Raw genomic sequence first — 14,869 nt, forward strand, 5'->3', positions numbered from 1 at the left:
ACAAGTATGGAAATGGTTGAAAACGATGGTAAGTAGAAAGAAAGTGGACTACAATAATTTACAGGAAAAGATTCATGCGGTGCGGCAAATCTGCTGGGCTTGGAGAGAAAACAAACTCGTTAAACCTCTAAAAGTAGGAATCGGGATTTGGAGTTTATTATTATAGACATTTATGCGGACATGCTTAACAAGTCTTCAAAGAAAATGAGAAACAATGAGTTGGAATTTACACCAACATTTTGGACTCAACTTATCAATTTAATCAAGACCTCAGTGTTTCTGAGATTTATCATGACAAGTATGACGCTAATTAATTATTGGATAGAGGAGGAAATTAATCATGAAGACCGCTGCAGTACCCATCAAACGAATAGCCGTAGGTATTTTTTTCTTACTTGTATTACTTGCATCAACTGGCTGTGCATCAGTAAACAAAACGATGAATTCATGGGTCGGTTCTCATCAGTCACAATTAATTCAGTCGTGGGGTCCACCCAATCAAGTAGTATCTGATGGTGCTGGGGGATCGGTTTTAATTTACTCCTCTTATGTGAATTTAGGCCAAACACCTGGAACCATAAATCAGTGGGGGTATACAACAACTTATACTGCGCCACAAAGCCGGGGATATGAAAGAACAAGAATGTTCTATGTTGATTCAAAAGGAATAATTTACTCATGGAGATGGCAGGGGTATTAAAACTTATTGTTATAATTACTAATCAGCAGTTCTGTCTCAGTCTGGAAGGCACCTGAGACTGAATATTGAGTCTCTACTTCTTCAATGATGTAGCCCTTGTATAGCTTTCTGATATAAGGCTCATTGTTATAGGAGAGCAGGAACTTGCCCTTGATGCATTTCAGTGCTGCGGCCAGTTCCTCATGCTGGTTGAAGACATCTGCATCTTCCCGGTCATAAATATGTTCCTTGGTGTAGTAGGGCGGGTCCAGATAAAAGAAGGTATTGGGCGTATCGAACCTGGCCACGATCTTCTCCCAGGGCTGCTTCTCTATGATCACCTGACGCAACCTGTCTGAGGCTTCTTTCACCTTAGCCAGTTTCCGTATGGGCATGTATTTGTAGCCCTGATTGATGCAGAAGTTCTTGGAGCGTGAGCCATAGGAACAGGACAGGTTATAGTAGAATCTGATAGCCCGTTCTAACTCGGTCCTAGGCTCATGTTGCATGAAATTATCGAACATCTCCCTGGAGATGAGATACTGGTTCAACTCGGTAACGAACGCTTCAGGATGCTGCTTGATATAGCGCCAGAAGTTCACCAGATCGCCATTGATGTCGTTGTAGACCTCGGTATAGCGGCTCTTTTTGCTGGTCTGCCAGTCTTCCTTGTTGGCTGATTTACCGAACAGTATCCAGGCTGCACCACCAAACACCTCGCAGTAGATGTCATGCTTGGGAATGAGCGGCAAGATCTTCTTGCGGAGGATACGCTTGCCTCCTACCCAGGAGATGATAGAGTTCATTGTGCCTCCAGTTTGAAGTTGGCGATGATGACTTCATTGAACTCGCTTTTGCCTTCCTTGCGGTTGATGCCCTTTGTTCGAGTAACATGCTTGATGTCATACCCTTTGTAGAGCTTGAGGACTTCGGGGTTGTCATCATAGGATAAGATGAACCGTCCTTTGATGCTTTTCAACTTCTTACAGAGTTCTTCATGACTGAACTGTTTGCTGTTCTCATAGGTGTATCCGAGCATATAAGGTGGATCGCAGTAGAAGAAGTTGCTCTTGGTGTCGTACTTATCGATCACCTTCTCATAGGAGAGGTTCTCGATGATTACCATATCCAGGCGCTTGTGGAGTTCCTTGATGCGCTCCAAACGGTTATACATACTGGATGTGCCACGCTTCTGAGAGGTACCGAAGCTGTCACCTTTGGACCCGAATGATCTGGTGATCAGGAACATGAACCGGGCAGCCCGCTGTATCTCGGTAAGACCTTCCTGCTTGAGGATATCACCAAAGAGCTTGCGGCTGGCAATCAGAAAGTCCAGTTCTTTGATCAGCTCATCCGGGTGATACTTCACCTGCAAGAAGAGATTGACCAGGCGATAATCGAGATCGTTATAGACTTCCAGATCGCCCCATTTGTCTTTGAAGAGCAGCATCCAGGCTGCACCCCCGAAGGGTTCGATGTAGCCCTGAATGTCCTTGGGCACGTATTGTGAGATAGTCTTTCTGAGGAGGCGTTTACCTCCGATCCAGCCGATCAGTGCATCCATTAGATGTCTCCTCTATTACTGGTCAGACAGAGCCGCAGATAAAGCTCCGGCAGGGTTAGATTATCGAAGTCCTCAGTGGTGAAGCCAAGCTTACGCATAATCATTTCGAAGCTCTCGTAGGGGTATCTGGCTTTGCTTCGCTGGTCACTGCTAATCCGAAACTCCCGAGCCAAACGCTGAACCTCTCTTTGCTGGCTCTGATATAGACGAAAAAAGCAGAGATGTACTCCAATGCTTCCAGTGCATCCATATCAGAGGGGTCTTGTCCGGATAGGATATGGATCAGCTCTTTATCGGCTTCCGATTGTGATATCAGTTCTAACAGTTCCACTTCACTTACCTTGGTCACCTTGCCAGAGAGGAAGTCCTCCAGCTTGGCTTTCAGGGTCTTGTTTGAGATCGTGAGACAGAGGATCTGCCGCAACTGGTTATAGCTGAGTTGGGGTTCTCGCTTCATTGTACTTTCCTTTTCTATTGTCCAAAGAACATCTTGATGGCAACGCCGATCAGCATGAAGAACTGGGTAGTGGAGACGCCCAGAAGCAGCTTCATGTTTGTCTCCACTCTCGCCATACGAGTTACCAGTGAGTTATTGCTGTTACCATTGCCGTAGATCTCCTCATGCACACTATCGATGCGCTGTTTGATCTCTGGTTTACATTGGCAATCCATGTTCAATCCTTGGTTGGTTATAGGTTTGTTAACTAAGCTCCTGCCGGGATGTCCTTAAGCAGGAATATCTTGCCATTGGTGATGCCGGAGAACTCGGTGCTGATCACGACTGTGAAAAGACCATCGGCCTCTCCCGACCAGTCTACCGTCCAGCGTAAGCCATTGAAGATGACCACTCGGTCCAGACCCTTGGATGAGATCACGATGGTAGTGTTCTTACCCATGAAAGCACTGCTCTCAAGGAAGTTCTTTTGCCTGGTGGACAGACCCACGATAGTCAGTTCGACTGTGGAGGTGCGCTTACCTGGGATGGCATAGTTCCGGGTCTTGAGCTTGTTGATCTTGGAATCGGCTTTACCGGGCTTCTCAGCCAGCTCTCCGAGCAGGTCGAAGTTGGTGCTCAGTTCAGTCTTGACGCTAGCCTGAGTGGCATATAGGTTATTGACATCAGTCTCGGTATAGGTGCCTATCCCGAAGTAGATATCGTCTGCGACCATCACATCCATCAGGGCACTGAACTGCAAATCCGACTCCACCATGGGAGCCGGATAGGTCGGTTGGGATATTGGAGTGGGTGGCATTTAGAATACACCCTTGATGGCTTTACCGATACTGAACAGCCATTTGCGGTTGTGGAAGACGTATTCCACTGCTCCCCCGATCGTGCCGAAGATCTTCATGACCAGATTGGTCTGGTTACTGGGAAGGGACTTGGTAGCACGCTCGACTGCCAGTTGCTTCTTGGCATAATCATCGAGGTCCTTGGTGGCAGGGTTGATCTTGATATCCTGGATGATATCGAGGATGATCGCCAGAGCGGAGTTGATCTTGGTCTTATCCAAGGTCTTACCCGTTATCTTGAAAATGATCCAGACACATAGAAAATCCCAGACACCTTGGAGTTTATAAATCAGACTGGTTTTTGAAATAGTGCATAGTGAGTAGCAGGCTGATCCAGTGTCATAATGGATAGAAATGAATTAGTTATTGACAATATCACCCAAAGAAGATGCTTTGATTATCCGTATTGAGGAGAGATTATGCATATCAGACTGGATAATAGGCTGGAACTGCTGTTTACGATAATGCTGTTGTCAGATTATGAGGACGGAGGCTTGCTAGCCCGGAAAGGTAACGGGCAGGTTGAGAAGGTGAGAGCGCACTTTTCCAAATACAGCTCGCTTCAGGCAGTCATTGATTTCTCCAAGGTTTGGATGGCTGAGATTAGCATGGATACCATACCGTATTATGCCATGTCACTAGCTCATGATTACTCCCTCAATCCCAAGATAGATATGGAATACCTCGTAGAGGAGATTCCGGATATAAAGACCATATCAGCTTATGCGAAAAAGCTGAAAGCCTTTGCCGAAGAGAGTGATTTTGACAGATATTTTATGAGGCTTAAAACTGACTTTGCTCCTTATCTGGAGAAAATCAACTCCTTGCTGGATAAAAGACCGGTACAGACTATCCTGGAATGCTATCTGGGAATGGAGTTCCCCCAGGTGCATATCGTCCTTTCAACCCTGATGAAGCCGTTTATGTCGCTTACTTTTCCTGGAGAAGAACAAACTGAAGTGTATTCTTATACCAGCTATCCTGGGCTTATTATCGCTGAAAAGAATCAAGGGCTGGAAAGGGTCTTGATCTGCTCTGTTTGGCATGAATTATCGCATCATGTGATCAACCCGCTGAGTGAAATGCTTTGTGAGAGTAATGACATGATGCGTGACAAAAGGGATGAATGGTTTTGTCCCCTGAATGAGAGCATTATCTGGGCGATCACCATCAGACTTTTACTGGCTGAAGGTATCATCACTGAAAAGAGCGTGGGGTTCATGATCCAGAATGGTATGACAAACAAAGCACCAATGACAGAAACCATGTATAAATTATTGATAGATTATGAAGCCAAACGACACCTGTATCCTGGCATTTCGGCTTATTTCCCTGTGCTTTCTGAGGTGATCTGTAAGTGAACCAAGCCACCTCGAACACCCACTCGCCAAAACACAAATCCTGTCCTATATCATTTTATAGTCCGCTAATTCAATAGGCAAAGCACAACCACCAGGTCAAGACTTGGGACCAAGAAGCCTGATTAACTCCCAGTAACTTCTCTCTCCTTGAAATGCCATATGATCCCCTTGTAAATCCCAGGTGATTCCGAGGTGGGACGAGGGATTCACGAGGGAATCACCTCTGCATCACAATGGGTTTGTTTAGGTGAAGAAGCGGGAGAAATCTCATAAAAACAAAAAGAAATAGGTTAGTGTTCCACCTTCCACAATCATGAAGTAATCGATCATCAGACCATTCTTGAAGTTGTTGTAGTCGAAGGTCTTGATCTCAGAGAGTATCTCGACATTGATGGCGATAGGTAAACAGGCTAAGCCCCAGGCATTGCTCTTGTGGGTGCTTTTCTTGATGTGGATGATATCGGCATAGGCAAAGTCCTTCTTTTGGTTGTTCTTTACCTGGATATAGTTTGGTCGAAAGAAACCGAACTCGTCATAGTTCTCCACGATCTGCACTTCAGATGGCAGCATGCGTTCCAGTCCCATCCACTGCCCCTGAGCATTGCGCATCTTGATCAGGAAACCGTTACCACAGGCAATATAGAACTTAATCATTTCGCCTAAGATAGTGGTCTGGTCTTTACAGGCAGGAAACTCGGCAGCTTCTATCCAGGACTTGACCTGGCTGTTCTTGCAGTCGAACTCCATCACGGTTGCCATAGACAGAGCATCCACACAACCGGAGTGGTGCTCATCAGTATCCATGAGATTGAGCAGATTGCTCATAGAGTAGGGCTGAGACACTACTTTCTTGGTCTCTGCTGCCTTGGAGATCAGTTGCTTACCAACCCGGCTGCACTTGGATAAGTCAATCGGCTCCGGCTTGTATTTGGTATCCAGAAGATCAGTAGCAGAACTGATAGCCAGGTTATAGCCGCCCAGTCGCATCACTCTCATGCCGATGCTCCTGTTCCAGCTTTAAGCAGGTCTATTTTGGCGATCCTGACCAGTCGGGTGCCATCGATGCGGCTGGTATAGTATTCCACACTGGGCAAGTCGCGGTTCATCAATTTCAGGTAGAAAGAGCGGAACTTCTCCTTGAGTTGATACAAGTCGGAATCAGGATCATCAACATTCTGAGCGTTGACAATCAGGAACACTGTCCATGCCAGGTCAGTACTCACATACTGTCTGGAAGTGCCATTCTTGCCTGTCTCTGAGTCGAGGATTACAATAGCGCAGGGTAACTGCTTGGGGATAGCATCCTTGTTGAACTGGATGGTGGGGATATCGGAAAACTTCAGTGCATCGACTATTCGATTACGATCTGCGATAAACTTGTCATGGGGGTTCATAGACTCACCTCTATATCGTTCAATTGTTGGTATATCCACTGCTCCCGGTTAGCGATTACAGACGCGAACACATTACGGGCAGCTATGCCTTCCCGCTTGATCTTGCCCCTGATGAGATAAGCGATCTCGGCTACGGTCAGCAGCTTACCTGTCTCCTTATCAGTCCAAGACAGGTGCTTGCGTTCGACCCAGGCAATCAGTGGAGCGATCGGAGTCCAGGAAGGCACTTTACCGCCCAAAACGAAAGGCTCATGACGTACGTTGGAGCCTACTCTGAGGATCATGGCAGAATCTGTAGTCTCGACCAGATAACCGGTATTGCCATAGAAGTCGCCTTTATCGTAAATCTGCTGTGCCAGTATCTCCTTGCGGGACTCGGCATCGATCACAGAACCAATCAGATGTAGACGGCTCTCCAAGGCAGCATAGATAGCCAGGTAGATCTCCCGCATCAGCTCATCTGGAGTGGTATAGCTATCCGGCATCAGATAACTCCCACCCGGATCACTCTTGGTGGTCTGGGCTTCAACTCATCCAACCTCTGCATACCGGTAGGATTGAGATAGCCACGAAGCCCGGTAAGTGCCCTCAGTTCAAGGGTTGCTTTGAATGCGTCTATTTCGCTCCCTGTGAGCAGTTCAGTGGCAGACTGGTCTAATCCCCTACGGTCTTGACTATTCCCTCGCCAAGGGTCTTCAAATTGAGAAACTCGCAAGTACTGTGCAGTATCAGGAAACAGAACCCAAAACGAAAAGAGATCAGAAACGGCTCTTCCTCCGGTATATCATCCTGGATAGCCCGGGTATAGTGTTCAGGCAGCACCACAGACCGAATCGTCTCCATGACGATAGCCTTTGTGCTCTTTGAAGATGCCGTTATCACCCATCTCCTTGGGGAGGTTGAGAATAGCAAGCATGGCATCAATCTCGACCGGGATGGGTATCACTTTCCTTTCCTCATCAGTTCAGATAGTTCAATCGCTCTGCGACCTACCTGCTTTGCCCACTTGGAGGCAAGCATGCCATTGGCAGCCCTTTCCCAGTCTCCGGCAGCTATAAAAGCCAGGGTGTTGTTGAAGCCCATATGACCACCAATACCCAAGTTGAAACACATGTTCAGCAGCACCGACTTGCGGACTTCATCCAACCTATTGTATATCTCCGGAATCTCATCCAAAAGCTGTTTCTCGCAGTTCTGGATGTCATTCTCTAAGAGCACATAGGCTTCGGTCTGGGAGATACCACAATCATCGAGATTGCGTCCTATACCGATGGTCAGCTTACCTGCAGTACAGCGGTAAGGCTTCAGCCGCAGACCCTCATGTCTGACTAACTGGGCTTTGATTCGGTTCATCAACGCTTCGGTCATGCTATCTCCTTGTTCCAGATGTGATAATTGATCTGGAGCCAGGAAAGCACTAGCCTGTATGCTGACAAATCAGGATGAGCAAGGATGAGACAGAAAAACGAGCTCTTGATAATTGAGCTTGTTTTTTTTTGACGGTCGATTATCTTTAAACAAGAATGACGAATAACTAGATTTATGAGTATGTACATGCCTTTTAAAAGTTGGATTTGATTCGTGTAATTGTAATTTAGTGTTTGTTAACTAGACTCTTAAGTGGAGTAACAATGGATAATCGGATATGCGTTAACTTATCAAGAGATATGGCGTTATCGTACTCACGAATCAGCAACAGAATATACAGCAGGGATTTTATGCGAAAAATGCTTGTTTCGTTAATCGGTCTATTTTTTTACATAGCTTGCCATGCACAAACTGGATATTTAAGATCATTTACTATTCATGAACTTGAGTTGGGTTATCTGAGAGATTTTACACCCAAAACAATTTATGTCTGCTCAGATAATAGCTTGGTAATACTTGGAGATGCTGGTTTTATTGAGGATCCGATGCCATGGTGTTTTGTACCAATAATCATCAAACTTGATCCCCAGGGCAACCTTCTTTGGCATCGGGTGATTAATATCTTTTATGATGAGATTATTGGGGTAGGGATTGAGCAAAACGACGTTGTGCACTTCGTTATAGGCAAACCATCCGGATATCGGGTGGGGTTCATTGATGCAAACGGTTCTTATACTCTGCATGGGCATAAAACATTTGTTAATAATCAATTTATGAACCAGAGATTTAACAAAGGCATACGCCTGGATAATGGTGAAATCGTTGCTTGCGGCAGAATTGGTCGAACTTCTTATGGATACGATGCAGCATTGTTTCGATTAAGCGTAACTGGAGATTCGTTGGCGGCAACATATTATCCCCCCGATACTCAAGAGTATAATTTCGACACTAATGGTTTTAATCTGGCGCAAAGAGACGACAACTCATTGTATGTCGCATGCTATCTAAACTTTGAGAATCTCAGCATATTACATACAGATATGGACGGTTCGATCATCAACCGATACAATATCGGTGGCAGCAATCAGTATTATGGCACAACCATGTTCCTAAACTCTGATTCCTTGTCAGTTTTTACTATTGACTCCAGCGCAGGAAATCATAACACATTACTAACATCCATAGATATCTCGGGCAACACGCAGACTTATAGCCTTGGATCGGAAATGTACGATTTATGCTCTGTTGTAAGTTCACCGGCGTATTCTATATTACTTGGGCGCGATATCATCGATTCTATCAGGATAACCAAATTCAATCAATTCTTATCGGACATTTGGACTGTTTCATATGACACGATAAGTGTAATTTTCGCATATCCGCACCCGCTAATAGAAATTATACAATTAGATCAACAGGGGTGCATTTACTTTGTGGGAACTTCTGGTGTCACGAATATTGTTGCGGTTAAGCTATTACCGAATGGGCAGGTACCGAACCTGGACGATCTTAACGTACCGACTACACAAACTATCAATGCCTATCCAAATCCAGCGCATGATTTCGCAACCATCGAACTCAGAAATGACGCACAGGGTAATAGAAGAATTACCGAAGTTGACATCTACAATATTAGAGGTCAGAAAGTAAGATGTTTAAAATCAGATAACACATTTGATTCACCCATCAAGATAGTATGGGATAGGAGGGATAGCAATGGCAAGATATGCCCTGCAGGTATATACTTGGTTCGTGATTCACTCAATCCAAGCAATACAGTGAAACTTGTACTTGTAAAATAGGAGGTTACTATGAAAAGACATATTCTTTTCGCTTTATCATTTGCTTTATGCAGTTTCATGTACGCCCAGACATTAATCGATCGTACCATCACTGTTAATGCCCAGACATTAGATGATATGAGAAACTCGATTACTAATCCATCAAGTGAGTATTACGATCAATTCTTGGTTCCATATCGATCTAGCGGTTCCCAACAGGAAGTTGAAGAAATGAATCCGCCATCCTATGTTATTGGAACAGACTATCGGCGCATCCTAGATGCAACACGCATTGATCTAAAAAACGCAATGTTTGGGACAAACCAATTATCTGCTATTAGCGACATTAACAACAGACTATACTCCATTTCGAATGATTACTTGACCATATTAGAGGACTCGTTCACAGATGAACCCGTTGAAGGCACATCTCGGGCACTTCATCTAAGTTATTTAGCCATAAGCACTTCGATGTTATATGATTGCTTGTACTATTATTACAGCGAAATGGACACAAGCAATATGTATCACTCAAACCTTAGTAAACTTAAAAACATACTGTTAATGTGTAAAGATCTGATGTTGGAAACTGAGGCGTATTATGACTCAATATTTAACAATCCAGGCAGTTATCCGAATTATAATCAATACAAACATGGGTATTGGTCTCAAGACTTTCCGAGTTATGACCAGCCTGAGTATCCGGGTTTCAGTTTGATTCAATACAGGTTAGGCATGTACGGCGCATTGGGATTGACGGCACTTTTGTTATCTGTTACAGACCCAAGTTTGCATGACGAGATGTCGAGCATCGTTTCTTATGTAGATAACCGATTGGTTTCAGCTAATGTACCTATCACTTTCTTGCCTGGATATCAGAAAACAGGTATGTTGGATTTTCATACTTCGAGAAGCGGAGCATATTTCGAGAGCATGGGGTATATGGGATTCCTTATGCAACAACTAGCACCGTATTTCGTGGCGAAAACTAGGCTCTCTAACGGAAGCGTCAACTATTTCAACAATCCAAAAATTGTGTCGTGGACTTGTGATATGACGCAGAAGATGTCTCCTACTGGAGAAGACTGGGCATAAAATGATTCGCAACATCTTCTGAAAACAAATCCTTGTATTGCATATTCTTTCTATCAAAATACATCTAACACTCAGAGCCTTGACACTAAATGCTCATGGTACATACGCACAAAAAGGGACTTAAATGGTGTTTTATCCGGATGTATCAACTATGGTAATGCTCTTCCATACAGTGATTTTTTTGTTCTATATTTTTCCAATCCTTATAAACAACCCAAAATATTAAACAGCACGGAGGTCCCTAGTACTATTGGTTCGGGGTCATGGTCGAATTCCGAATTTTCTGTGCTTACTAAAATTCCTTGCAACTCATCGCTGACAAGTGAAGCATACCGATTAAAACCTACGTTACAAATAGTTCACGAAAATAGTTTTTCTGGTTATCATGGTCAAGCAGATCAATCAAGCTACTCCTTTTTCTATAAAGGTAAGCGATTCCTTATTGACCCAGGATACTATCGCTCTGGATGGAGCGACGGAAGAACATATTGCCGATCTCCTTATGCACACAATATGCTATTAGTAAACCCATCTTCTACAGTTTTATCCAATCTTGTAAACAATTTGAATGGTGTCTATCGCCCAATCAGTGCTTTTAACTACTATCAGAGTGAAACTGTTACTGAAGAACAAATGATAGAAGACCCTTGTAATAGAGATTACTTTCAGAAAAGTCCAGACCTAGATTTTCTGAAGTTGAGGCTTGGATACCGTAATGCGGATGATTACAGCCAACCCCTCGCTCAGCAAAATGTGATTGCTCGCTTATCAAGATCATTTATTCGGGATGATGATTTGTTTGTTGTATATGATGATGTAGAATCAATTGACGATGAGAACTTGTACGATTATTGGAATCTATTGCACTTTGGAGTAAGTTATAGTTCAGTTACAGATGTTGTTTTGACTGGCAATGTTTTTTCAGTAAAGCAAGGTTATGGATCTGATTGTGAATATATTGACATTGCTTGCGGATCATTTTCTCCGAACTATTCATTAAACCTTGATGCCTCTCTTAGTCTTCCCAATGACGGGAACCTTGGATATTCAAATCATATTCAGGGGAAGCAAGTAGCTGTTGGAGTTCAAAATCCAGGATTTCTAACAATAATATCTCCCAGATATGATTCAGCATCTAGGGTGATACTAACACAAACCGAGGAAGAGGCAAGTTTTTGCACAGTAATATCGGGCATCTCAAGAACCGACCCAACAATCAATACAGTTACGTACATTGGCTCTACTAATGGAGAAGATCAAGAGATCGATTTATCGGATGCGACCATTGAAACAAACGGAAGATTGTTTGTTACAACCAAGTATGTAACAGCAAATCCAATTGCGCTGGATCGTTCAATGGTCTTGTTAGATGGTGATTATCTACGAGCTAATGACACAGCGCTGTTTGAGATGTTTAATGGTGAAGTACAAGGGGTTACTTCGACATATAAGGGAGATGAGCTTGCAGTCGTTTTCCATGGAGCTGCAATTTCGTTTCCAAGATTTAAGATATATAGGTCAGGTGCTGATCCAAGTCAGTTCTCTTAGATAATGCGCACACAGCTTGAACCCCAGATACCCGAGCCTATACCTTATCCCGACGATCCTGATTATCGGTATTTCTCAACAAACATTGTTCAATCATTAGCCTACGATGACCAGTATTTCTACGTAAACTATAGCTGGAACGATTTGACATCTGCCGGACTGATCAGCGATGATCTGGTCTTTGTTAAGGGTGAAATCCCGGGTATAAATTTAAACACAGATTTAAACATTCAGGGTACCGTTTTATTAACCGGATCGATCACCATTAACAACGGTGCCAGTATGGATGTCTACCCCAATAGCTCATTGCTTATCTCGGAGGGAGTTGGAATCTCAAATCATGGCATTTTGAATATCAGCGGTGGCGCTTCCCGCACTGCCAGCATCGGATCAGCATCACAACAATGGTCTGGCATCACCACTTACCGTGATGGTAGTTTGATTTGCGATGGAACAGTAGTCACTGGTGCAACTACGGGGATACAAATCAGGGGTAGCTCAACAATTACCAATAGTGAAATAAGTGATTGCCACCAGGGAATATCCATAGAAACGGGAACTCCTTTCTCAATTGATGGGTCTCTGATCCAAAATAACACATACGGGATTGTGATATCAAACAATTATACCACCAGTGACGTAGGACACATTCAAAACAACGAGATAACTCAAAACGGCATTGGAATGTTACTCTACAACAGTAATACAAAGATTGCGATAAATGACATACACAACAACACAAGAGCGGGCTTGTACTTAGTCCGGGGTTCAGAGCCAATCGTCAAGGGATGCAATATCTCATTCACTGAACAGAATGGTCTATCCAGACCGGAAATCAGACTCGAAAGCGACTCATACCCTATCATAGACGATGCCCGCAATGACATCAATGCTGATGGGTTAGGGTATTCGCTGTTCTATGATTCTACTGGCAGGATCAAGCAACTGATGGCTAGAAACAACTATTGGGGCAGCACCAACCTTTTTGGAATTAAGCAAATGTTTTATCCCCATGATTGGGATGTTGTGTTTTATCCATATAGCATTGAGCCAAACACGTTCTTCCCTCATGTCTATTATAATCTATTTAAACAAGCGTTAGCCGCTGAGGAAAGTGGTGATACGGCCTTAGCTAAACAGCTTTATTCAACAATTGTAGCAACAGAGCCAGACAGCCTGTATGCTCTTCAAAGTTTGGGACGTTTGAATTCCATATACTCTGGCTCCCCAAGTCTGCTAAGCGAGTTAAGGACTCTCTATGATACCTATTTTGTTGCCTGTGAAGACAGTATCTTGGTTAAAAATGCCCAAATCAAGAGTATCATGATTGACAGATTTGATGGTCTGTTTCTTCAAGCGTTACAGGAGTATGATCTTCAATTGCAGTTATCCACTACAGAATTGGATTCGCTGTTGTGTCTTCTCGATATCGCCTATACTCTTGAAGACATGTATTATGACGATCTGGGAAAAGGGGCTCCTACCGGCATGACCTATCACGCTAATGGCCTGAGCATCACTTCATTAAAGGACGCAAAGCATACGGTTGAACAATTATGGGGTGAAATACTGGCAAAGTCAGACAATTCTACAGCAGATAACGTACCTGTCCCCACAAAATTGGCGATAGCCAACTACCCCAATCCTTTCAATCCATCCACCACTATTGCTTTTACTCTCCCGGATGAAGGGATAGTGCGTTTATCGGTGTATAACATCCGTGGGCAGCGGGTACGAGACCTCTTAAGCGGCAGTTTGCCAAGAGGGTTTCATAAAGTCGTTTGGGACGGAAAGGATAACGGAAACCGTAGTGTTAGCTCTGGTTTGTATTTTGTCAGAATTGAAACAGGCAGGACATCAACAGTTAGGAAAGTAATGATGCTGAAATAGTATCAAATGAAGTCAATAATGCCCGGGGCAACCCGGGCTTTTCTATTGGATAACACTTCCTATGATTTGATCTATTTGAGCCTGAATGTCGATTGATAGTGCTAAAGCCGTAACCATCCGGCAATAATGGATGGGGTTGGCAAGGCTCTTGCCCTTACGGTCTTTGAGGTATGTATGCAAAACCTGATATCCACCAATGTGATAACTCCATAGATCAGGTGTGATACCCTCAAAGTGCTTATCCGGGTTGATCTGCACGGTACAAGCATCCTCATCACATTTGATGAATTCTACCGTATCGTTAGAACCACTACCCTGATACAGTGCTAAGGGAGGGCTTAACCGCGGACTCTTGAGCAGATGGATCCCGGCAAGCTCTTTGCCATATCCGGCGAGTTTGCCAAACAGCGCATAATCCTCCGTAAAGGGTATGCGGGGGAAATCCATGCGCAGATATTGGGCAAACCGCAAACGGTAGCCATTGCTGTGCAGGATCGCATAGACGTAATAGAAAAGCTGCTCCGGCTGGAACTCCGGCCACTGCTTGCTGAAACTGTCCAGGAGCGCTGGAGCGATATTGAATCTCCGCTCATCGCTGGCGAAGATGTCGTCTTTGTGTTCGAGGGGATATATGTAGAGAGGGAATAAATAGCCAATTCCTTTGTTGCTTAGTGTTACTCTACTTTCTATTATTGAATCAGTAACAAATGCGTGGTTGAAAACACTTTCTGCAGTGAATAGATCCAGTGACCATGAGATAAGATGGGTAACGATTGAAGGTATCAGTGATATATACTTTGCAGGAGGATTTCATACTGATAAATGTTCTGATTTGAGTCTGTCAAATTTGAAGATATCAAATGTGAACTCGCCCCGAAGCGCAACCGGCGTGGTGT

General features: G+C 44.0%; 18 protein-coding genes. 6 read left to right on the forward strand and 12 right to left on the reverse strand.

Annotated features, from left to right (window positions below; all coding sequences use genetic code 11):
* Positions 1-340 precede the first annotated feature (340 nt).
* Positions 341-700: a hypothetical protein gene (locus Q8M98_00640; GenBank protein MDP3113256.1), complete on the forward strand. Its 360-nt coding sequence runs from the start codon at positions 341-343 to the stop codon at positions 698-700.
* Here Q8M98_00640 and Q8M98_00645 read toward each other — a convergent pair.
* From Q8M98_00645 to Q8M98_00670, 6 genes are all read right to left on the reverse strand, one after another.
* A complete protein-coding gene (locus Q8M98_00645; protein ID MDP3113257.1) occupies positions 697-1,485 on the reverse strand; it encodes a DNA adenine methylase in 789 nt (262 codons plus the stop codon). The two genes, Q8M98_00640 and Q8M98_00645, sit on opposite strands and share 4 nt — an antisense overlap.
* Positions 1,482-2,243, reverse strand: coding sequence for a DNA adenine methylase (locus Q8M98_00650; protein ID MDP3113258.1), 762 nt, complete (start codon positions 2,241-2,243; stop codon positions 1,482-1,484). Before Q8M98_00650 ends, Q8M98_00645 begins: the two co-directional genes overlap by 4 nt.
* 100 nt (positions 2,244-2,343) lie before the next feature.
* Positions 2,344-2,700 (reverse strand): hypothetical protein, encoded by a 357-nt coding sequence (locus tag Q8M98_00655; protein ID MDP3113259.1) that lies wholly within the window; start codon positions 2,698-2,700, stop codon positions 2,344-2,346.
* 14 nt (positions 2,701-2,714) lie between these two features.
* Positions 2,715-2,915 carry a hypothetical protein gene (locus Q8M98_00660; protein MDP3113260.1) on the reverse strand — a complete coding sequence of 67 codons (201 nt, stop codon included), beginning with the start codon at positions 2,913-2,915 and terminating at the stop codon, positions 2,715-2,717.
* Between the two features lie 32 nt (positions 2,916-2,947).
* Positions 2,948-3,496: a hypothetical protein gene (locus tag Q8M98_00665; GenBank protein ID MDP3113261.1), complete on the reverse strand. Its 549-nt coding sequence runs from the start codon at positions 3,494-3,496 to the stop codon at positions 2,948-2,950.
* A complete protein-coding gene (locus tag Q8M98_00670; protein MDP3113262.1) occupies positions 3,497-3,757 on the reverse strand; it encodes a hypothetical protein in 261 nt (86 codons plus the stop codon). It lies immediately after the preceding gene.
* 198 nt (positions 3,758-3,955) lie between these two features.
* Here Q8M98_00670 and Q8M98_00675 point away from each other — a divergent pair, with 198 nt between their 5' ends.
* Positions 3,956-4,897 (forward strand): DUF4932 domain-containing protein, encoded by a 942-nt coding sequence (locus Q8M98_00675; protein MDP3113263.1) that lies wholly within the window; start codon positions 3,956-3,958, stop codon positions 4,895-4,897.
* 267 nt (positions 4,898-5,164) lie between these two features.
* Here the strand turns inward: Q8M98_00675 and Q8M98_00680 are convergent, their stop codons facing one another.
* From Q8M98_00680 to Q8M98_00700, 5 genes are all read right to left on the reverse strand, one after another.
* Positions 5,165-5,893 (reverse strand): hypothetical protein, encoded by a 729-nt coding sequence (locus Q8M98_00680; GenBank protein ID MDP3113264.1) that lies wholly within the window; start codon positions 5,891-5,893, stop codon positions 5,165-5,167.
* On the reverse strand, positions 5,890-6,291 hold the full coding sequence (locus Q8M98_00685) for a hypothetical protein (GenBank protein ID MDP3113265.1): 402 nt from the start codon (positions 6,289-6,291) through the stop codon (positions 5,890-5,892). The genes Q8M98_00680 and Q8M98_00685 overlap by 4 nt, the downstream gene beginning before the upstream one ends.
* Complete coding sequence (locus tag Q8M98_00690; GenBank protein ID MDP3113266.1) at positions 6,288-6,776, reverse strand: hypothetical protein; 489 nt, start codon at positions 6,774-6,776, stop codon at positions 6,288-6,290. Before Q8M98_00690 ends, Q8M98_00685 begins: the two co-directional genes overlap by 4 nt.
* 326 nt (positions 6,777-7,102) lie before the next feature.
* The gene (locus Q8M98_00695) at positions 7,103-7,237 is read right to left on the reverse strand and encodes a hypothetical protein (GenBank protein ID MDP3113267.1); all 135 of its coding nucleotides are present in this window, start codon (positions 7,235-7,237) and stop codon (positions 7,103-7,105) included.
* Positions 7,234-7,659 (reverse strand): glycoside hydrolase family protein, encoded by a 426-nt coding sequence (locus Q8M98_00700; protein ID MDP3113268.1) that lies wholly within the window; start codon positions 7,657-7,659, stop codon positions 7,234-7,236. Before Q8M98_00700 ends, Q8M98_00695 begins: the two co-directional genes overlap by 4 nt.
* Positions 7,660-8,009: 350 nt before the next feature.
* On the opposite strand from Q8M98_00700, the gene Q8M98_00705 reads away from it, so the two are divergent.
* The 4 genes from Q8M98_00705 (at position 8,010) to Q8M98_00720 (ending at position 13,973) form a co-directional block, all read left to right on the forward strand.
* Positions 8,010-9,461 (forward strand): T9SS type A sorting domain-containing protein, encoded by a 1,452-nt coding sequence (locus Q8M98_00705; GenBank protein MDP3113269.1) that lies wholly within the window; start codon positions 8,010-8,012, stop codon positions 9,459-9,461.
* Positions 9,462-9,470: 9 nt separating this feature from the next.
* Positions 9,471-10,535, forward strand: coding sequence for a hypothetical protein (locus tag Q8M98_00710; GenBank protein MDP3113270.1), 1,065 nt, complete (start codon positions 9,471-9,473; stop codon positions 10,533-10,535).
* A gap of 285 nt (positions 10,536-10,820) precedes the next feature.
* Positions 10,821-12,083, forward strand: a complete 1,263-nt coding sequence (locus Q8M98_00715) for a heparinase II/III family protein (protein ID MDP3113271.1) — start codon at positions 10,821-10,823, stop codon at positions 12,081-12,083.
* Between the two features lie 3 nt (positions 12,084-12,086).
* Positions 12,087-13,973, forward strand: a complete 1,887-nt coding sequence (locus Q8M98_00720) for a right-handed parallel beta-helix repeat-containing protein (protein MDP3113272.1) — start codon at positions 12,087-12,089, stop codon at positions 13,971-13,973.
* 42 nt (positions 13,974-14,015) lie between these two features.
* Here Q8M98_00720 and Q8M98_00725 read toward each other — a convergent pair whose 3' ends face one another.
* A complete protein-coding gene (locus Q8M98_00725) occupies positions 14,016-14,663 on the reverse strand; it encodes a type ISP restriction/modification enzyme (protein ID MDP3113273.1) in 648 nt (215 codons plus the stop codon).
* Positions 14,664-14,869 lie beyond the last annotated feature (206 nt).

It is taken from the genome of Candidatus Cloacimonadaceae bacterium, from assembly GCA_030693415.1.
In the GTDB taxonomy this organism is placed as follows: domain Bacteria; phylum Cloacimonadota; class Cloacimonadia; order Cloacimonadales; family Cloacimonadaceae; genus JAUYAR01.